Source organism: Actinomadura chokoriensis (genome assembly GCF_039529475.1).
Lineage (GTDB): Bacteria > Actinomycetota > Actinomycetes > Streptosporangiales > Streptosporangiaceae > Spirillospora > Spirillospora bangladeshensis.
Genome location: NZ_BAAAMW010000018.1, coordinates 130,487 through 147,963 on the forward strand (window position 1 = coordinate 130,487; position 17,477 = coordinate 147,963).

At 67.5% G+C, this 17,477-nt stretch carries 17 protein-coding genes; 8 read left to right on the top strand and 9 right to left on the bottom strand.

Features of this window, described 5'->3' with window-relative positions:
* Window positions 1-49 precede the first annotated feature (49 nt).
* A complete protein-coding gene (locus ABFX46_RS31165) occupies window positions 50-1,687 on the bottom strand; it encodes an HNH endonuclease (protein ID WP_346047495.1) in 1,638 nt (545 codons plus the stop codon).
* Window positions 1,688-2,501: 814 nt separating this feature from the next.
* On the opposite strand from ABFX46_RS31165, the gene ABFX46_RS31170 reads away from it, so the two are divergent.
* Both ABFX46_RS31170 and ABFX46_RS31175 read left to right on the top strand, forming a co-directional pair.
* Entirely contained in the window at window positions 2,502-2,846 is a 345-nt protein-coding gene (locus ABFX46_RS31170) for a hypothetical protein (RefSeq protein ID WP_346047496.1), read from the top strand.
* 98 nt (window positions 2,847-2,944) lie between these two features.
* The gene (locus ABFX46_RS31175; protein WP_346047497.1) at window positions 2,945-3,262 is read left to right on the top strand and encodes a hypothetical protein; all 318 of its coding nucleotides are present in this window, start codon (window positions 2,945-2,947) and stop codon (window positions 3,260-3,262) included.
* 565 nt (window positions 3,263-3,827) lie between these two features.
* Here ABFX46_RS31175 and ABFX46_RS31180 read toward each other — a convergent pair.
* The 4 genes from ABFX46_RS31180 to ABFX46_RS31195 all read right to left on the bottom strand — a co-directional run bounded on the left by ABFX46_RS31180 (window position 3,828) and on the right by ABFX46_RS31195 (window position 6,334).
* On the bottom strand, window positions 3,828-4,778 hold the full coding sequence (locus tag ABFX46_RS31180) for a hypothetical protein (RefSeq protein WP_346047498.1): 951 nt from the start codon (window positions 4,776-4,778) through the stop codon (window positions 3,828-3,830).
* A 431-nt stretch (window positions 4,779-5,209) separates the two neighbouring features.
* Window positions 5,210-5,386 carry a hypothetical protein gene (locus ABFX46_RS31185; protein ID WP_346047499.1) on the bottom strand — a complete coding sequence of 59 codons (177 nt, stop codon included), beginning with the start codon at window positions 5,384-5,386 and terminating at the stop codon, window positions 5,210-5,212.
* A 139-nt stretch (window positions 5,387-5,525) separates the two neighbouring features.
* A complete protein-coding gene (locus ABFX46_RS31190; protein WP_346047500.1) occupies window positions 5,526-5,831 on the bottom strand; it encodes a hypothetical protein in 306 nt (101 codons plus the stop codon).
* Between the two features lie 68 nt (window positions 5,832-5,899).
* Window positions 5,900-6,334, bottom strand: a complete 435-nt coding sequence (locus ABFX46_RS31195) for an ATP-binding protein (protein WP_346047501.1) — start codon at window positions 6,332-6,334, stop codon at window positions 5,900-5,902.
* A 101-nt stretch (window positions 6,335-6,435) separates the two neighbouring features.
* On the opposite strand from ABFX46_RS31195, the gene ABFX46_RS31200 reads away from it, so the two are divergent.
* Window positions 6,436-7,248 (top strand): helix-turn-helix domain-containing protein, encoded by an 813-nt coding sequence (locus ABFX46_RS31200; RefSeq protein WP_346047502.1) that lies wholly within the window; start codon window positions 6,436-6,438, stop codon window positions 7,246-7,248.
* Entirely contained in the window at window positions 7,245-7,439 is a 195-nt protein-coding gene (locus ABFX46_RS31205) for a DUF397 domain-containing protein (protein ID WP_346047503.1), read from the top strand. The genes ABFX46_RS31200 and ABFX46_RS31205 overlap by 4 nt, the downstream gene beginning before the upstream one ends.
* A 752-nt stretch (window positions 7,440-8,191) precedes the next feature.
* Here ABFX46_RS31205 and ABFX46_RS31210 read toward each other — a convergent pair.
* The gene (locus ABFX46_RS31210; RefSeq protein WP_346047504.1) at window positions 8,192-8,878 is read right to left on the bottom strand and encodes a DUF899 domain-containing protein; all 687 of its coding nucleotides are present in this window, start codon (window positions 8,876-8,878) and stop codon (window positions 8,192-8,194) included.
* A 533-nt stretch (window positions 8,879-9,411) separates the two neighbouring features.
* Window positions 9,412-10,797, bottom strand: coding sequence for an alpha/beta hydrolase family protein (locus ABFX46_RS31215; protein WP_346047505.1), 1,386 nt, complete (start codon window positions 10,795-10,797; stop codon window positions 9,412-9,414).
* A 74-nt stretch (window positions 10,798-10,871) separates the two neighbouring features.
* Between ABFX46_RS31215 and ABFX46_RS31220 the strand changes: the two genes are divergently transcribed.
* Window positions 10,872-11,825 carry an ArsR/SmtB family transcription factor gene (locus tag ABFX46_RS31220; RefSeq protein ID WP_346047506.1) on the top strand — a complete coding sequence of 318 codons (954 nt, stop codon included), beginning with the start codon at window positions 10,872-10,874 and terminating at the stop codon, window positions 11,823-11,825.
* A 53-nt stretch (window positions 11,826-11,878) separates the two neighbouring features.
* Here ABFX46_RS31220 and ABFX46_RS31225 read toward each other — a convergent pair whose 3' ends face one another.
* On the bottom strand, window positions 11,879-12,949 hold the full coding sequence (locus ABFX46_RS31225) for a right-handed parallel beta-helix repeat-containing protein (protein ID WP_346047507.1): 1,071 nt from the start codon (window positions 12,947-12,949) through the stop codon (window positions 11,879-11,881).
* 394 nt (window positions 12,950-13,343) lie between these two features.
* Here ABFX46_RS31225 and glnII point away from each other — a divergent pair, with 394 nt between their 5' ends.
* Together glnII and ABFX46_RS31235 are read left to right on the top strand one after the other, a co-directional pair.
* A complete protein-coding gene (gene glnII, locus ABFX46_RS31230; protein WP_346047508.1) occupies window positions 13,344-14,357 on the top strand; it encodes a glutamine synthetase in 1,014 nt (337 codons plus the stop codon).
* 164 nt (window positions 14,358-14,521) lie between these two features.
* Window positions 14,522-15,151 carry a hypothetical protein gene (locus ABFX46_RS31235; RefSeq protein ID WP_346047509.1) on the top strand — a complete coding sequence of 210 codons (630 nt, stop codon included), beginning with the start codon at window positions 14,522-14,524 and terminating at the stop codon, window positions 15,149-15,151.
* Here ABFX46_RS31235 and ABFX46_RS31240 read toward each other — a convergent pair.
* Window positions 15,132-15,953 (bottom strand): hypothetical protein, encoded by an 822-nt coding sequence (locus ABFX46_RS31240; RefSeq protein WP_346047510.1) that lies wholly within the window; start codon window positions 15,951-15,953, stop codon window positions 15,132-15,134. The two genes, ABFX46_RS31235 and ABFX46_RS31240, sit on opposite strands and share 20 nt — an antisense overlap.
* Window positions 15,954-16,327: 374 nt before the next feature.
* Here ABFX46_RS31240 and ABFX46_RS31245 point away from each other — a divergent pair, with 374 nt between their 5' ends.
* Entirely contained in the window at window positions 16,328-17,350 is a 1,023-nt protein-coding gene (locus ABFX46_RS31245; protein WP_346047511.1) for an alpha/beta fold hydrolase, read from the top strand.
* Window positions 17,351-17,477 lie beyond the last annotated feature (127 nt).

Below are 17,477 nucleotides of genomic sequence, written 5' to 3' on the forward strand. Positions count from 1 at the left end.
CTGTCAATCAGGGCAGCAACGGGCCGAGTTCCGCAATCACCCTTTACGGCTAGTCCTTCATTCGCGCAGCATGCAGACCCTCCTTATAGCCGGAATTACAATATGGATGGGATAGTTGAGCATTTTCTTCCGTCCCGCTGCCGCCGTCCTCGCGACGCTCAACATGGTCGATCGTCATCGATCGAAGATTGACTCGTGCACCGCAGATTCCGCAGCGCGGGGCCGATCCAAGTACGTTCCTCAGAACGGTGGCATTCTTTGTATTAGCCGAAAAGTTTCGGCGATGGCTGCGATCCTCCTCGGTCATGCCTTTTAGATAAGGGCGCTCCGCAGTCAGTTGGAGGAATATGTCATTCCTGGGCCTTCCTTCAAGAAGGGCTTGGAAGATCGCGCGATATAGGGACATGATGGTTGGCACGGAGCGCATAAAACTGCCGAATCGCTGAACAATCTGATTCAAAAAATACTGATGTTCAACTAGAAATTCTTCAAAGTCCATACGAACTCTTGTGAACTTGTCAAAGGCGCGCGACTCCTCAAGTTCCCTCGTAAAGGCGATTGCAGCAAGAAAGGCCGAAGCCTGAAATCTCCCAGTCGCCGAATAAAAGTAGACTGCTGGATGCAACCCGAGGGACCCTGGATGCTTACCGACAACTCGGCTTGTAGCCCTCTTTACACGGCGCATAAAGGTAATCGTACTCTGTCCGTCGATGTCGTCCTCAAGTGGCCTCCGAGCAGCATTCTTTGTAGAGCTCCTCTTGCTAAGTGACGCTTGCCGCCACATATCAGGAGAGAGTTCGTTGACAAAGTTCACGAGTTCGAACAGCATCTGGATACTGTCGGCAGAGTAGCCTCGGCCAGCTGCCGGCAAGTCAGACGTTCGGATTTGCGTGTCGAGATCTGGCGTGAAGATCAGGTCGTAGACCTCTTTTGCGATCGATTCGATCTCACTCTTTGTCGCATCGTCAAAAGTTGACCAGTACTTGTGACCAGTCCCTGCCCTGATGAATGCGCGCGCTGCGACCGCGTTCGGCTTTCGCCTGGCCTTGATCATATCTAGTTCGATGTTATTAATGAGCGCCGCTTGCTGATTTATTTTGAAGAATGATGTTTCCGCCTTCTCGGCGCCACCGAGCACCCATTGTACTGTCAACGCAAATGCGGTCATGTTGCGCGCTAGATTAAGGCGCTCCTTTGAAGTCCGGTCAGGATTCCGAAGTGCCATGGTTAGATCGGCATAAGATCCTACGCGCTCAGCTATTAGCGCGCGTGTTGCCGAGGCGGCTTTGAGTTGCTCCGAGGGAATGCTGTCTTCGAAGAAGCGCCTAGACACAACGCCGTCGCCGTAATCGTCATGAAGCCACGCTATTAGAGCGCTAACGCGGTGTGCTCCATCGATGACAAACAAGTTCCCAGTAGTAGGTGATCGCCAGAGAATGACGGCCGGGATCAGGTCACCTTCTAGAAAGCTGCTGACAAGCTCAGCGATTTTCTCTGGAGTCCAATTGGCGGTTTCGCGCTGAAAGTCTGGCTTTCGAAGAACGTTATACCAAAGGCTATCTGGACCGAGATCCGTTACCCTCATTGTATTGCCCAAATTTGAGGGGTTGGTGGCTGTCTCTGAAGATGCGGTCTCAAAATCCTCACGAGGTATGAGTGCGTCCAAATTTACGCTAGTGGCGGCCATCTACTCTCCATTCTTTCTGAAGTTGTGGCCCAGTAAACCGATCGTCTAGTGCTGACGGTGGCCTATTAGTTTCTTTATCTTAGCAGTCCATGATGGCTCCGTCATGAGTTCTCGCCTTTAACTCAGCCTCCGCAGCATTGATCATGGGTCTCTCCGTCATCCCGGTTACGGTGCCGCGTCAGCGGCGTGCCCTTGGGCACGTGGCGATAGTCCCCACTGGAGACCTGGGTGTTCGAGGGTGGTATCAGGCGTCAGGCGTTAAGAGGACGACCGCCCGTGCAGACGGCCCAGCTCCTGACGGTCACGTGGTGCATGAGGACTGTCGGCCACCATGCAAAATCGCGCGAGGTGAGTGTCTAACTGAGTGACAGTCGCGGCGGACACGCGTGGACACTGAAGGACCTCGGAATACGTTCGTGCAGGTCAAGGGCTGCGCAGTCGCGTGTTGATCTTGGCTTACAGGCGAGGAGTCGGCGGTTCGAAACCGTCCGCGCCCACCCACGTCAACGGCGTCGTTTGCAAGCCGGAACGGGGCCGTTGAGCAATCCACGACCCTCCCTGCCGACGACACGAAAGCGCCACACGGTCGTCCTCACCAAGCCTGACGGGGCCTCGACCCTAGTGTCCCCCTCGCCCAGCCGCCGAGCCACCATCGTCCGAAGCATCCTGTCCGCCCGGCTCCGGCTAGCGAGAATGCAGCAAGTGACCCGCGGCCGTGTAGCGGCCCCCCGGAGAGCCAAAGCGGGCAAGCCGATCATGTACACCCGTCCGTCAGCGACAGGGACGGGGGGAGCCATCCGAGATCATGGGAGGCATGAGTACGTGGGCGTACATACGGGGCTGGCTTGAGTTCCACGGGCAGAGAGCCGGGGCCGAACGCATCATCCGGGAGGGGGACGCGGACGGGTGGACCTTCCCAGAGGGCGGCTGGCTCGACGCAGCCTGCTACGCTCGCGCCGTCCGCTCCCAGCACTCTGACGATGTTCTGGAGCAACTACGAAAGATCGCCGCCCTCCCCGCCATGGACGAGGACAACGACCGTGTGTGCGGACTGTTCCTGGTCTCCCACGAGGAAGGGCGCCAGGACGAATGGCAGATCAGAGACGGAGAGGTTCGTGTAAGCCAGGCACCAAGCCGCTATGACTACCTCTGGCAATAGCGGTGGGGGCACACCTCCCGTGGCGGCACCTTCTGGAAGCGGGACCGGCGACGGCATTCGGTCCCCACCGCCTGCGTCGCCGATCCCGCGCTAAACGCATGCGCGCCGCCCGCACCTATGCCCGACGCGACTTCGCCCCCGCCGAATTCCCGGCACCGCTGGGCGCGGTCGAAGCCAAATGCGAGACCCGCTGCGGACACCCCCACCAAGCACTCCGCCCCATCAACCACGCCGAACACACGCTTTCCCAGACCACCGGGCAGACCGCCCCCGACTGGTTCAAGTTGGTTCTCGCCCATCAGCATCGCCTCATTCAAGGGCGGCACCCAACTCAAGGCCCCGAAATGAACGCCTCCTGGGGGGCACTCCGGCTCCCGGAAGAACAGGGCGTGTCTGTGACGGTCGCCGAAGGTTGAGGTAGGGCCTGAGCTTCCCGTCCGCCGTCCCGATCGGAGATCTACCAGACCAGGGCCAGGGCGGAGCGCGGGACGACGGCAGGCGGAAAGCTCAGGCCGCGGGGAGCGGTGTGCCTGCCACGCGGGAGGGCATCCCCGTGCCACTTGGGAGTTGGGGAGCTGTGAGGCGTGGCAGCTCAGGGCCTTGATCAGCCTGCACGATCAATCCGCGCGGCCGTGCCATTAGCGTGCCATTAAGTCCTTGAACAGAGAGGGCGCGCCGTCCCGGACGAGCGGCCGAGGCCCAGGTCAACGCTGCTCAGCAGATGATCGCGGCTCCTGACAAGCGAGGGGCCGGCGGTTCGAAACCGTCCGCGCCCACCTGTGAAAAGGCCATGATCCGCGGCCGCGGATCCTGGCCTTTCGTGCTGTGGTGCTAAGGAAATCGACAGCCCGCGACGTCCACTCGCCCGGGTTCGGGTCTGTCTTCGCCAGGACAGCCGGAAGACCGCAGGACGTGGGCCCGAGCACGGGGAGAGGCTCGGCGGCGTTGAGCGGCTTTGAGCGCCGGGCCTGGGTTGTTGGGTCATGCCCGGTGTGGGAGGTCCCACAGGTGGAGAGCGGTCTGATCCTTGAAGACCGTGCACCAGGCGTCTTTTCCTGCCGGCAGGGGAGGCCCCGAGACAGGGAAGGGGTAGACGACTGATCCTCGCAGGGCCATGGTGCGGGGGTCGATGAGCCAGTGGCGGGGGTCCTCGGCGTGGTGCTCGGTGCCGGCCACGGCGGTGTCGTCGTAGGGGAACGCCGCTTCGAAGTCCCAGCGGGCACGGTCGTCTCCCGGTGGAGGGGGTACGGCGTCTTGGGCGTTGAGTCGCCGTAGTTCCGTGCCGTCTTCGGCTTGGTGGAGGTAGAGGGCCCACTGGCCCGTGTCCGTCGTCAGGAAGTGCTCCCCGGACGGACTCACCGCGAGGAGGACCTCCTCGATGAATCGCTGGACGGTGAGCTGTGTACCGTCCCAGCGTCCCCACAGCACGGGCGATGTCTCCTCGCCCTCGGCGATGGACAGTCCCATGTACGCCGGGTCGGGGTGGGGGAAGTGGTAGGAGCCCGATCCCACGGTCATCGTCGCGGCCCGGTCCAGCAGCGAGCCGTCGGCGGCGTCGAGGATCAGCCATTCCTCCTGGGTGTCGTGCCCGGTGTGGCTGCGGACGTGAGCCCACAGGACCTTGCCGTCGCAGGAGAAGGCCGCCGAGCCGCTGTCGGCGTGGCCGTGGTGGTGGTCGTCGGCGTACTCGGAGAACGAGGCATGGGCCGTCGTGCACACGGCGGCGGACCAGCAGCCGTGGCGGATCTCCCACAGCACGGTGCCGGTCGTATCCACGGCCTGCAAGGCGTGTACGCCGGCGAACACGGCGACATCACCGGCGGGTGAGACCGCCACTGAGCCGTACCGGCGGGGCCACGGCGCGGGGAAGCGGGTCTCCGTCCCCGCCTCGTCCAGGTCGCGGACGGCCAGTTCGGTGTCCCCGCGCTGCACCAGCAGCCGGCGTCCCGGCCAGTGCAGGACCCGTGGGCCGTCCGCCGAGGCGGGGTCGAGCGGAGCGGCGGCGGTGGCCAGGAGACGGGCGCTGAACCGGGTGGCTCCTCACGGGTGGCATCGGGCGTCACAGCCGCATGCTTTCACACCTGCCGGACGGTGCCTCCGGCCGGAACCCGCCCGCTGCCCGGCCTTTCACTGAGGACGGCGGCCACAAGTAGGTGACGGCGGCCCTCGGTTCGGGCGTCCTCGAACTGGGTCACCAAGGGCTGGTCGAGCGCCACGGTCGTCCTGCTCGGTGGGGTCGGTCGTGCCGTTTGATCCGAACCCAAGGGCCGAGCCCCAGGTCCGCCCCTTGCGGCTGGTAACCGCACTGGAACCCCGGGCGGACGGGCATGTGCCGCGCTAGGAACTCCGTCCGTCCGGAGGGGCTAGGGGGCGGGGTCGGTGTCGTCGTCCTGGGCCGCCAGCTCGGCCAGCTGCGACTCGGCGTAGGCGTGGACCTCGGCGATCTTTCCCGCGAGCAGGCCCGCGCGGGTCATCGCCTCCTGGTAGGCCGCTTTGGTGATCTCCAGGGCGGCCACCTCAGCGGCCTTGATCGGCCTCATCGGCGCAGCCTTCGGAGCAGTCGCCGGATTCGGTACACCAGGCCTGGGCCTAGGACGTAACCCGCCATGGCTCCGAAGAACAAGCACACCGTTCCGAAGATCAGTAGTAGTCGCGCCATCGCCGCGAACTCGCCGCCCATCACGGACGGGTCCCGAGGTGAGCCCCGAGCGCGTAGGCGTTCGTCTCGGCGGTCTGTCCGGGGTAGTTGGCCGCGGCGATCGATTCCCCGGTGGGAGCCCAGGTGAACATCCAGGTCCCGGCGATGAAGTCGGCGCCGATCTCGGTGAACTTGCCGGGTGACTCGGTGTTGATCACGTAGAGGACGGGCGTGCCGCTGCGTGCGACGATGCCGCATGACATCCCGCCGTGCTTGCGGACGGCCTCATCGAGAGCGGTCAGGAACGGGCGCCGTCCACTCGTGGCCGTCAGGTAGTCAATGGCCATTCTCGTGTTGCCTCCCTTCGAGGGGTGTGTCTGGACTGTCGATGAAGATGGGGCGGGCGCGGAGCCTGCTACGGGTGTATGCGGGACCAGATCCACTTGCCGCCGGCTGGGTCGGCGGTGACGCCGCATTTGGCGGACATGGCCTGGACGATGTGCAGGCCCCAGCCGCCGTTGTCGTCGAACGCCTCCTCGGACAGGTCGAGGTCGTCGAGGGTGAGTTCCTTCAGCGGCTTGGCCGCAGGGAGTTCGTGGTCGGCGTCCCAGACGGCGATGATGATCCCGAAGGCGTCCCGGCTGAGCTGGAGACGGATCTCCTCGTCCGGCGTCTGGCGGGCTGCGTTGGTGACGAGCTCCGAGACGATGAGAAGCACACTGTCGAGAATGTGTGAGTAGCCCCATTTGCGGATTTGTGTGTCCGTGAAGGTGCGCGCTTGCCCCACTGCGGAAGGTGTGCCCATAAGGGGCATAACCGGCTCTGTGGTCGCCGTCATCGTCATCGTCATCGTCCTGTCCTTGCCCGAGATTCCGATTTCCTGTGACAAGGATCACCGCGGATGCCTAATCTTTAGGTGTACCCGCGGAAGTTGAAAAACAAGGAGACGTGATGCCCGCCGTCCGCGAGCCCCTGGACCCTCGTATCTCGATGTGGCACTTCCTGGCATTTTTCATGCGTTACATGCGTGAGAAGGCCGGGCTGTCGCTGGCTCAGTGTGGGGAGATCATGGCCATCGCACGCTCGACTGTTTCCAACTTGGAGGCGGGCAGGCGGCGCCCGCAGGACGATCAGATGCGGCTGCTCGATAAGCACTACGGGACGGGTCTACTTTTTCAGCTAATCCTGTGGTTTGCCCGAATGGCGCACGACCCAGACTGGGCGCGCCAGTGCATGGAGTATGAGAAGACGTCCGTCGCGATCAAGACCTTCCACGGGAAGGCCATCCCACGGCCGTTCCAGACAGAGGCGTACATCCGGGCCATGCTCGAAACGGAGACGGCCGACATCGAGACTGAGATCACCACGCGGGTGGAGAGGCAGCGTTTGATCCTAGAACGGTCGGACGCACCTACGCTCTGGATGCTCGTTGACGAAGGCGTGCTGGCATGTCCTATCGGGGGCCCGGAGGTCATGAAGCGCCAACTGGAGCACCTGCTCAAGATGGCGAGCCAGGCTAACGTCATCATGCGGATCGTTCCCACCGCGGCTGGCGCTCACCACGGCTTCGATGGGCCGTTCCAGGTCATCTGCTTGCCCGACCGAGATGTGGCCTACGCCGGCGCCCAGAACGGTGGCCGCTTGATCGAGAGCCCTCTTGAGGCTAGGGACTTTTCGACTAAGTTCGAACGTATCGGCGCGAAGGCCCTTCCCGAGGAAGCCTCGCGCGCTCTCATCGAGCAGTACTTGGAGCAGTACTCATGATCGTTCGTTGGCGGAAGAGCAGTCACAGCGGGGGCATCAGTGACCAGCAGTGCGTTGAGCTGGGGCGACTTGCGCTGGGGGCCGGGGTTGGGGTGCGGGACAGCAAGGATCCGGATGGGGGATACCTCATCTTGTCTGTTGCGGAGTTCGCCGGTCTGATCGAGCAGGTCAAGCGGCACGGGGCCCGTTGACCGGAGCGTCCGGCTTCACTCTCGGTCCTGCGCCCGCCCGTCGCCGGGACCGGCTCATGTCCGGGGGGGCGCGCACTTCGCGTCACCCGTCCGACAGGGTCCCTCCGCCGGCCAGGGCGAAGGGCCCGTTCGGCTGGCACTTGCCTAGGTAGAGCAGTGCGGTGACGGTCTTTGGCCGCCTTGTGGTCCCGGTCGTGCTGGGTGCGGCGGACTCGAGGCTGGCAGGCTGGGATTGCTGCCGTTTCACCTCGCGTAGGCGCCCCCCGAGGCTCCGAAGGTGTCGGTCGCTGGGCGGCCGCGCTTGGTCAGGCATAGCGCCACGTCCACTGGCCCGTCAACGATTTGGCACCGCAGGGCCTGCGCCGTTGCCTCAGGAGCCAAATAGGTCTGGATACGGGCACGGCTCCAATGTCGATGCGGGTCTGTCCGCCCACATCCACCACTGGTGCCCATCTGCACATCCCCACAGCGCGCGGCACGTGCGCTTCCCGTCGTTGTCCCGGACGGTCGGTGGACACGACGACCACGGTGCGCGGTCAAGCAGCCGGCCGGAGCATGTGGCAGGGCGGCGGTCATCGGACGGACACGCGGGCCGTGCGTCGTGCCATGCGGGAGAGCGGCCCGATCGCGTCCCGGATGGTGTTGCCGAGGTTTCGGGCTGGTGATGTTCGGCAGGTGGTCACTGCTCCTACCGGGCGAGCAGTCGGCGGTCCCGACCCTCGTCCTGTGGTGGTAGAAGCCGTGGCCTGGCGCTAGGTGTGCTCGCCGTAGGCGGCGGCTATTTGTTCGGATTCCGGCCAGCGGGTGTAGGTGGGGGACTGCGGCCAGCCTTCCGGGGAGTCCTGCCATTCCTCCTGGCGGCCGTAGGGGAGTACGTCGATCAGCGCGAAAGAGTGGCTGAGTTGTTCGGTGCCTCGGCCGTTGGTGTGCCAGGTGCGGTAGACCGTGTCGCCGTCGCGTAGGAAGACGTTGACGGCGAAGCCGCCGCCGGGCGGGGCGCCCACGTCGGTGCCGAACGTGCTGTTCGCGGTGGAGTACCAGGTCATCTTGTTGCCGACGCGGCGCTTGTAGGCGAGGGCCTCGTCTATCGGGCCTTGGGTGACTATGACGAATCGGGCGTCGTAGGCGTCCAAGAACTCCAGTCGCGTGAACTGGGACGTGAAGCCGGTGCAGCCCGAGCACTGCCAGGTCTCGCCGGGAAACCACATGTGGTTGTAGACGATCAGTTGGCTCTTGCCCTCGAAGATGTCGGCCAGCTTGACCGGTCCTTGCTCGCCTTCCAGGGTGTAGTCGGGCATCTCGACCATGGGGAGGCGGCGGCGCTCGGCGGCGATCGCGTCGAGTTCCCGCGTTGCGGCCTTCTCTCGGACGCGTAGTTCGTCTAGGTGTCGTTGCCAGGTCTCGGTGTCGACGACGGGTGGTCGTGCCTTGGCGGTCATGGGGTCCTCCTCCTGTGGTCCCGGCTGGTGGTTCTTGGAGGTAGACCGTGGCCGTTCGCCGAACTCATCGCTGCGACGAGAACCGCGCCGGGCTTCTACTCGGGCGGCGGCTCGCACCCGCCCTAGTCGCCGGGGAGCTCTGCGAACTCGCCTAGCGACTACGGCCACGTTCCCCACTTGGGAGTTGACTCGCTGGTTGCCTGGAACTGGCGTGCTCTGGTCATGCATTTCGGGCAGATCGGTTCGTCGGTCGATCTGGCCACGGCTTCTGGTGTCGCCTGGCGGAGCGTGCCAAGCACGGTCATCCCGGTGGCAGGCCGGTCTCGGGGTCTATGAGGATCGTCTGGACGTTCTGAGGGTCGAACTCGAACTTCTGCTTGCACGACACGCAGGTGCCCGTGGTCGACGCATCCATTTGGCCTCCAGTCCGAGTCGGAGACGCCAAGAAGTGTCAGCTTAGAGCGTGTGTCGTGACCGGCTAGGACCCCCTGTTTCCAAGGACGGAGACAGGGGGTCATGCCCCCGTGGCCTGGTCAGCGGAGGTAGCGGGCCGGCTGGTAGCGGGTGAAGGACGGGGTCGTGGGATGCAGCCCCGGCTCGGGGTCCGGGTCGAACACCGTCTGGTAGTCGGGGGCGAACTTGGCGGCGGCGCTGTTCAGGACGTCCGGCCGGGTGCTGGGCCAGTGGCGAGCGTTCATGCGGGTGAGGAGCGTCTGCAAGGCCGTGATCTCCTCGGACGCCGTGAACGTGCAGTGGTTGCCGCGGTCGACGTACAACTGCTTCAGGTTCGCCGGGTTGCCCGCTCGCCGCACCTGGGTGGCGTACCAACGCTGGTTCTCAGGCGGGACGTTGCCATCTCCCGTCGAGTGCAGGGTCACCACCGGCCAGGGCGTCCGGCCCGTGGGGGTGCCGTAGCGATCCAGGTAGCGGACGGCCCCCGGGTCCGCCTTGATGCGCGGGCCCGCGTTGAGGCGGGCGAGGTCTGCGCGAAGGCTCAGGCCGGCTTCGCCGTAGGCGCGCTTCACCAGAGCCTTCTGGCTGGAGTGGGCGAAGAGCCTCCTATAGTCGACGCCCGTGTTCCAGGACGGGTTGCCGCCCGCGCGCCCCTCCATGTCGGTGCGATTGAGACCCCAGAACGCGCCCCGGTCGTAGGCGTTGTAGAAGAACTGCTGCTGGACCTGGCCTGCGACCGTCCCAGGCACAGGGGCCCGCGAGACGTATCGGGCGGGGATGTCGGCGAGAGCGCTCGCGAGGGTCAAACGGGCGCGCCCACTTGAAGTGCCCAGCGCGGCACCAAGGGCTTGGCGGGCGTTCGACGTGTTCGCCTGCGGGTCCTTGATGCGCACCAGGTCGAGGTCCGGAGCGAGCAGCGTCTTGATCGCGTAGTTCGCGTCCAAGGCGCTGTTGAAGTGGCCCGTTGTCCCCCCGAGCACCCCGCAGAGGGACGCGACACCGGCAAAGCGCGTGGGGTTGCGCTCTGCCAGAAGAACCGAGACCAGGCCGCCGGCCGACGCGCCCGTGGAGATGGTGCGGCGCGGCTTGCCGATGTTGGCGGTGAACCAGTCGAGGAGATCCATCTGGTCCTTGAGACCCGCCTCCACCACGCCCCACCCCTGCGTCACACGGAACTGTGAGGCAGCCACCGCGTAACCGTTGTCGAGCAGCCACTGCTTCGTCGCAGGGTGGTTCGTCAGGGAGATGTCCGCGGGCGCAGGGAACTCCAGGCTGTAGGCGCCATGACTCCACAGGAGCAGCGTCCCGTTCCAGTTGCTCGGAACCTCGACGCGATACGGAACCCCGTCGATGTCGCCCTGGTGGACGTCCGCGCTGTCGGCGGCGCGAGCGGGCGGGGCAACCGTGACCATGGCGGCGACCAGCATCAGCGGGACGGTGCGGCGGAGCGGGCGGAGTCGGCTCATGGCCGCACCTTCCAGGAGGAACAGAGCGAGGCGCAATGATTTTGGAAATAGCTGAAATGTCGTAGATTCCGATCATGCTGCGGCTCTGGCTCGACTACGACGACCTCGCGCGCATCCGCATCACACCCGGTCTCTCGCCGATCGCCCAGACCGTCCTCAGCGCCCAGGCCCTCCGCGCGACGGGGCCCGAGCCGGTTCCCGGCGCCTGGCGGGCGCGGACGCGCGCGAAGCTCACCGGCCCCTCCCGGCTGCTGCTCGATCTCGTGCCGCCCGGACGCTGGCTGCCCGACTTCCTGACCCCGTACACGCAGGTCCCCGGGCTCGACTCGGAACTCGACACGGTCGCCTCGACGCCCGTCCGGCGGATCCGGGCAGAACTCGAGCGGTCGCACGGCGCGCGGCCGCCGGCCTCGTGGCTGCCGCGGCTCGTCTCGGGGGACGGGGAGGCGATGCGGGCGCTGGTCCGCGGGCTCCGCGACTTCCACCGGGTCGCGCTGGCGGACGTGTGGCCCGAGCTGAGCGCCCACCTCCGCGCCGAAGCCGCCGGTCACGCCCGGACGATGGCCGGCAGCGGAATCGGCGGCCTGCTGGAGAGCATGCATCCGGCCGTCCGCTGGACGCCCCCGGTCCTGGAGATCGAGACGCTGCGCGACGGCGACGTCCGGCTCCAGGGGCGCGGGCTCGCGATCATGCCCTCGCCGTTCGTCGTCGGGCCGCGCGTGCTGATCGGCGGCGACTCCCCGGCGACCGTCGTGCTGCCCACGTCCCGGACGTTCAGCGGGACGAGCGACGCCGACCTGCCGCGGGTGTTCGGCCGGACGCGCGCCGCCGTGCTCCGGTCGGTCGCCGACGGGGAGCTCACCACCGGTGCGCTGGCGGCCCGGCTCGGGGTCAGTGCGGCGTCCGCGTCGCAGCACGCCACCGCCCTGCGGGGCGCCGGGCTCATCACCAGCGAGCGCCGCGGCAAGACCGTGCACCATGCGCTGACCCCGCTCGGGGAGCGGTTCCTGCGCCGGTCGTCCGGCTGAACGCGAGAAGACCCCGTTCCCGGGTGCGGGAAAGGGGTCTTCATGGCGCCCGATCAGCAGAGGTGGCGCGGCTTCGAGGTGCGGCACTTGTTGTGGACGAAGCGGTTGGTCTTGCTACCGCTGTTGTTCACGAGGTCGTACGGGGCGTTGCCGAGCGCCGTGTTCCGCTTGATCAGGTTGTGGCTCGCCGGACGGGCGTGGCCGTGCTCCGGGGCCACGCCCGGGAACAGGACGATGCCGCCGGAGTAGGGCAGCTTGCCCCGGTTGTACTTGACGATGTTCTTCTTGACCGTGTTGTGCTGGCCGCCGAAGAACAGGATCCCGGTGCCGCCGAACGGCGGGACGGGGCCGTGCTGGGCGCAGGACCGGTTGTTCTTGTAGACCTTGTTCTTCCAGACGTTGTTGTGGCCCTGCCCGCCCTTCTGGCCGTCGTCGACCAGCGCGACACCGACGCAGTTGCCGGTGATCTCGTTGTCGTGGACGTTGACGTGGTGGGCGTGCCGGACGAGGACGCCCAGCGTGTTGGCGTAGGAGTGGTTCCAGGCGACCTCGGTGCCGCGGGCGTTCGCGGTGTCGCCGACGTACAGACCGGCGTCCTCGTCGTTCTCGAGGGTCCAGTTCCAGACGAACCGGCCGCGGGTGGAGCGGAATTCCGCGATGCCGTACTCACCGTTCTTCTTGGCGAGGACGGCCATCACCGTGAGGCGGTCGGTGTACATGCCGTGCACGCCGTTGCCCTTGAAATTCTGGACGGACAGGTTCCGGATCGTGACGCCCTTGACCGGGTGCTTGGCCCAGCCGATCACGCAGATGCCCATCCCCGGCGCCTTGGCCTTCGCGCAGTGGTCGTGGCGGCCCGGGCGCAGGATGGTCTCGTTGCCCTCGCCGCGGATCGTGAGGCGCTTGCGCACGAGGACGCCGCCCTCGTAGTAGCCCTTCTTGAGCCGGATGGTGTCGCCCGGCCGGGCGCGGTCGACGGCCGCCTGGATGGAGTGGCCGGGCGGCACGACATGGACGCGCCCCTCCTTCGGGCCGTGCGCCGCCGCCTGGCTCGCCGGTGCCAGGGCGGCGAGCCCCGCCAGCACGACGACCGTGCTCAGCGAGGCCGAGAAAGTCCGCCTCATCCCTTTTCCCCCGTTCTGTTTTTTGGGTCAGGACACGCCACGGCACGCACCGCGACGTCATTCCTCGATCATCTTGAAGGTGGCGGCGTAATCCGCGCATGCCAGAGAAGTAAACAGTCGGAGGAGTTTGCGGCAACCATCGTCCGGTTCTTCGCGCGAAAACCGTCGAAAGTGGCCGGATAAGGCGAAGCATTGGTGGGAGCGGTAATTTGCTCGCCCCCTTCGCCCGAGAGTGGAGGGGATGTCACGCAGCGTGACCACTGTGACGAAGGTCTCCGCAGGTCACATTGCGTGTTACATGCCGTTCACAAACGGGCAACAGGTGTGAAATGGCCGGTTGGCACGTTCTGTAAGGCCGAACCCGTGAGGCCAGGCAGAGACGAGAGGACCGACGTTGAGCTACAAGGCCGAGTACATCTGGATCGACGGCACCGAGCCGACCGCGCGCCTGCGGTCGAAGACGAGGATCCTCGCCGACGGGGCCGATCTGCCGGACTGGGGCTTCGACGGGTCGAGCACCAACCAGGCGCCCGGCGACCACTCGGACTGCGTGCTGAAGCCGGTGTTCTCCTGCCCCGACCCGATCCGGGGCGGCGACCACAGGCTCGTCCTCTGCGAGGTCTTCCTCGTGGACGGGACGCCCCACGAGACCAACGAGCGCGCGAAGCTGCGCCCGATCGCCGAGCAGTACGCAGACCAGGACTCCTGGTACGGGATCGAGCAGGAGTACACGTTCTTCAAGGACGGCCGCCCGCTCGGCTTCCCCGAGCGCGGCTACCCGGCCCCGCAGGGCTTCTACTACTGCGGCGTCGGCGCGGACGAGGTGTTCGGCCGCGACATCGTCGAGCGGCACATGGACGCCTGCCTGGACGCCGGCCTGAAGATCTCCGGGATCAACGCGGAGGTCATGCCGGGGCAGTGGGAGTTCCAGATCGGCCCGGCCGGCCCGATCGAGGTCGCCGACCACATGTGGGTCGCCCGCTGGCTGCTGTACCGCATCGCCGAGGACTTCGACGTCTCGGCGACCCTCGACCCGAAGCCGGTGGAGGGCGACTGGAACGGCGCGGGCGCGCACACCAACTTCTCCACCAAGGCCATGCGCGAGGGCTATGACGCGATCATCACGGCGTGCGAGGCGCTCGCCGAGAAGGCGGACGAGCACGTCGCGAACTACGGCGCCGACATCGAGCGGCGGCTCACCGGGATGCACGAGACGGCCGCGTGGAGCACGTACAGCTACGGCGTGTCGGACCGCGGCGCGTCGGTGCGCATCCCGTGGCAGGTCGAGGTGGACAAGAAGGGCTACATCGAGGACCGCCGCCCGAACGCCAACATCGACCCGTACGTGGTGACCCGGCTGATCACCGGCACCTGCTGCGCCGCGCTGGAGCGCGCCGGCCAGGTCTGACCCCCGGCCGGTCCCATCGGACGACACGGCGCCCCGCGCTCCCGCGAGGGGCGCCGTCGCCGTGCCGAGGGCGTGGCCAAGCAACTGCAAATTGTCGAGCTTGGGCGAGTTCCCCCCATCGGTGCCGGGTAAGCACCTCTACGTTCGCACCCGGGGGAGGGAACATGCCCGACTCGCCATCCGGGCGGTACCCCGGCGGCCTGCCCGGCAGGCACGCCGGCCGTCCTGCGCCACGGCCCTGGGAACGGTCGTTCCGGTGTCCCTCCACGGCCCGGCGCCGCCCGGTGGAGGCGCCGCCGAAGCGCTACGAGGACTTCGTCGCGCTGCACGAGGAGATCGCCGCCGAGTCCGGGCCGCCGCTGCGCCCGCTGTGGTGGACGGGGATCTCCGCGTCCCTGGTCGGCGGCGGCCTCGCGTTCGCCGCGGTGATGGCCCTGCGCACGTTGTTCGGCGTGGAGGTCCCGGTGTTCGCGGGCGGGCACGCCTCCGACGCCTCGGCCGCGACGAGCTACGCGCTGTGCGCGGCGGCGGCGACGATCCAGGCGACCGCGCTGATGCACCTGCTCCTGTCGACGGCGGCGCGCCCGGTGCGGGCGTTCGCCTGCATCGGCGCCATCGCGGTCTTCGTCCTGACGGTCCTGCCGCTGACGATGCACGGCCCGTTCGACGCGGCGCTCGCGACCTCGGGGATCAACCTGGCGGGCGGGACGGCCGTGGTCGTGCTGCTGTCGGCGGTGGTGGGGGCCTCCCGCCAGTTCCCGTGGGACGGGCCCTTCAGGCGTGCCCGACGGTGATCGTCAGCGGGTCCGGCGCGGCCGAGGACGTCACCCGCACGTGCCGCAGCCGCCGCCACACCTGCACGTCCACCGCCTCGTCGGCGGCGAGCAGCCGCAGCTCGCGGTGCATCCCGGAGAAGCCGAGGCACAGCGACACCTCCCACCTCCCGCGCGGCAGCGGCTCGTCGATGAACGCCCGCGTCACCGGGACGGCGGCGGTGTAGCAGAGCCGGCCGGGACGCTCCTCCAGCATGGCGATGACCTCGAACGTGCGGTCGGAGCGGTGCTGGGACAGCAGCAGCGTCCCCGAGATCGGCATGCTGACCTCCCGCAGGTCGAGGTGCCCGGCGACGAGGATCTCGGCGCGCGCGCCGTTCCAGCTCGTCGCGTCGGCGCGGGTGGTGCCGGCGGAGTGCGGGCGCCCGCCGACGTCGATCTTGAAGGTGCCGTCGGTGGCGAAGTAGGCGATGACGGTGACCGATCCGGGCAGGAACCGGCGCTGCGGCGCGGCGTCCATGCCCGGGACGTGCCCCAGCGGGACGACGGCGCGGGACGGCGGCGCGCCGACCGCGAGGTCGACGTCCCACAGCCCGCCGGGCAGGGGCCGCCCGCCCATGACGGACGCGACGTCCACCCGCGCCTCGAAGGCGACGGCGCCGTCGCGCGTCTCCGCGGCGACGGGCACGCGCAGCTGGGCGCCCTCGGTCCGCTCGTGCAGCAGCAGTTCGATCTCCGGAACGGCGGCGCCGGACGCCAACCGGCCGGCCAGCCGCAGCTCGGACCCCGTCCAGCCGACCTCCGTCAGTAGAGGATCCGGCATCGCCACCTCCGCCTGGTCCGTCAGCGTTCCTCCTCACCCGTCCCCCCGATGCCGCCGTCGAACCGGCGCGGGCGGGACAAGGCATGACAAGCAGGGACGTTAACGGACGGGCGCGGGGGCGGCCCGCACGGGGTCCGGGCCGCCTCCGGTCGCACACGGACTGTGATCGCCATTATGCGCCAGGTGGCCGCCCCGACGTGAGATTCTCTCAAGGCCACTTCCGGCCCGCGCTGTCAAGCCGAATTCACGCAGGCTTCACAGGGGCGTGATTTCCGCGCGGCGGCGACCAGTGTATGAATGGCCTGAACGGCGGCGGCCGCCTTTGGTCAATGCGTCCCCGCCGTAATCGGCGAATGCGGACGGACAATGACGAAATGATCCTTTCCCCGCGAGGTCTGCGCGACGCGACGTCCAACGCCCTGCGGCTGGCCCGGTCCGGCCGGATCGCCGATCTGCGCCCGATGCCGGCGGAGACGGTGGACGAGGGGCCGGGCCGGTCGGTGCGCCGCTACCGGCCGCCAGAGGGGCTGGTGCCGGCCGGGCCGCCGGTGCTGTTCGTCCCGCCGCCGGACGCGCCCGCGCGCTGCTACGACCTGCGCCGCGGCTGCAGCCTCGCCGAGCACGTCGTCCGCGCCGGGCGCCGCAGCTACCTGCTCGACCACGGCCCCGGCCTGGACGGCGACCCCGGCCCCGGCGTGCGCCGGTGGGTCGGGGACGTGCTGCCGGGCGCGATCCGGGCGGTCAGCCGGGACGCGGGCGGCCAGCCCGTCCAGCTCGTCGGCTGGTGCCTCGGCGGGGTCCTCGCGCTGCTGGCCGCCGCCGACGACCCGGGGCTGCCGATCGCGTCGGTCGCGGCGATCGGCGCGCCGGTCGACGGGGCGGCGGCGCGGCTCGCGGCGACGCCGGGGAACCGGGCCCTTCTCCCGGCCGGCCTGGACCGGTACCTCCTCCGCCCCTGGGCGGTGCTCGCCCACCTCGACGACGCCGATTTCCTCGCGCATATCGAGGCGATGGATCATTTCCGGCATATGACGATCGCCCATCCGGGGGACGCCGCCCGGCGTTTCTACCGGTCCATTCTGGACGGCGGCGGGCTGCTGCGCGGCGGGGTGGAGATCGGCGGCCGGACGGTGGACCTCGCCCGGATCGGCGTGCCGGTGCTGGCGATCGCGGGCCGCGGCGACCTTGTCGCGCCGGTCCGGGCCGTCCGGCCGCTGGTCCGCCTGCTGGGCGGGGCGCCGCAGGTGCGGTTCGAGATCGCCTCCGGCGGCCATCTCGGCGTGCTGACCGGGCGCGAGGCCAGGTCGACCACGTGGCGGCACCTCGACCGGTGGCTCGACGAGGGCATCGTCAGGCACGGGATCCGCGCGCAGCGCGCCGCCGCCTCCACGCTCTGACCCTCGGGCCCTCCGACCCTCGTGCCGGGCCGCCGCAGGTCTTCCGCACGCCAAAGGACGTTCCAATCTCCTTTGCGGACGCGCCAGCAACACGCCCGCAGGTGTGTCGTCTCGGTAATCGGCGTGT

Bases quoted from the DNA above. Each gene is read 5' to 3' on its own strand.
- ABFX46_RS31220 (WP_346047506.1), top strand. From the start codon at position 10,872: ATGCTGCGGCTCTGGCTCGACTACGACGACCTCGCGCGCATCCGCATC.
- ABFX46_RS31215 (WP_346047505.1), bottom strand. From the start codon at position 10,797: ATGAGCCGACTCCGCCCGCTCCGCCGCACCGTCCCGCTGATGCTGGTC.
- ABFX46_RS31225 (WP_346047507.1), bottom strand. From the start codon at position 12,949: ATGAGGCGGACTTTCTCGGCCTCGCTGAGCACGGTCGTCGTGCTGGCG.
- ABFX46_RS31210 (WP_346047504.1), bottom strand. From the start codon at position 8,878: ATGACCGCCAAGGCACGACCACCCGTCGTCGACACCGAGACCTGGCAA.
- ABFX46_RS31185 (WP_346047499.1), bottom strand. From the start codon at position 5,386: ATGAGGCCGATCAAGGCCGCTGAGGTGGCCGCCCTGGAGATCACCAAA.
- ABFX46_RS31205 (WP_346047503.1), top strand. From the start codon at position 7,245: ATGATCGTTCGTTGGCGGAAGAGCAGTCACAGCGGGGGCATCAGTGAC.
- ABFX46_RS31240 (WP_346047510.1), bottom strand. From the start codon at position 15,953: ATGCCGGATCCTCTACTGACGGAGGTCGGCTGGACGGGGTCCGAGCTG.
- ABFX46_RS31165 (WP_346047495.1), bottom strand. From the start codon at position 1,687: ATGGCCGCCACTAGCGTAAATTTGGACGCACTCATACCTCGTGAGGAT.
- ABFX46_RS31190 (WP_346047500.1), bottom strand. From the start codon at position 5,831: ATGGCCATTGACTACCTGACGGCCACGAGTGGACGGCGCCCGTTCCTG.
- ABFX46_RS31175 (WP_346047497.1), top strand. From the start codon at position 2,945: ATGCGCGCCGCCCGCACCTATGCCCGACGCGACTTCGCCCCCGCCGAA.
- ABFX46_RS31245 (WP_346047511.1), top strand. From the start codon at position 16,328: ATGATCCTTTCCCCGCGAGGTCTGCGCGACGCGACGTCCAACGCCCTG.
- ABFX46_RS31235 (WP_346047509.1), top strand. From the start codon at position 14,522: ATGCCCGACTCGCCATCCGGGCGGTACCCCGGCGGCCTGCCCGGCAGG.
- ABFX46_RS31200 (WP_346047502.1), top strand. From the start codon at position 6,436: ATGCCCGCCGTCCGCGAGCCCCTGGACCCTCGTATCTCGATGTGGCAC.
- ABFX46_RS31170 (WP_346047496.1), top strand. From the start codon at position 2,502: ATGAGTACGTGGGCGTACATACGGGGCTGGCTTGAGTTCCACGGGCAG.
- ABFX46_RS31195 (WP_346047501.1), bottom strand. From the start codon at position 6,334: ATGACGATGACGATGACGGCGACCACAGAGCCGGTTATGCCCCTTATG.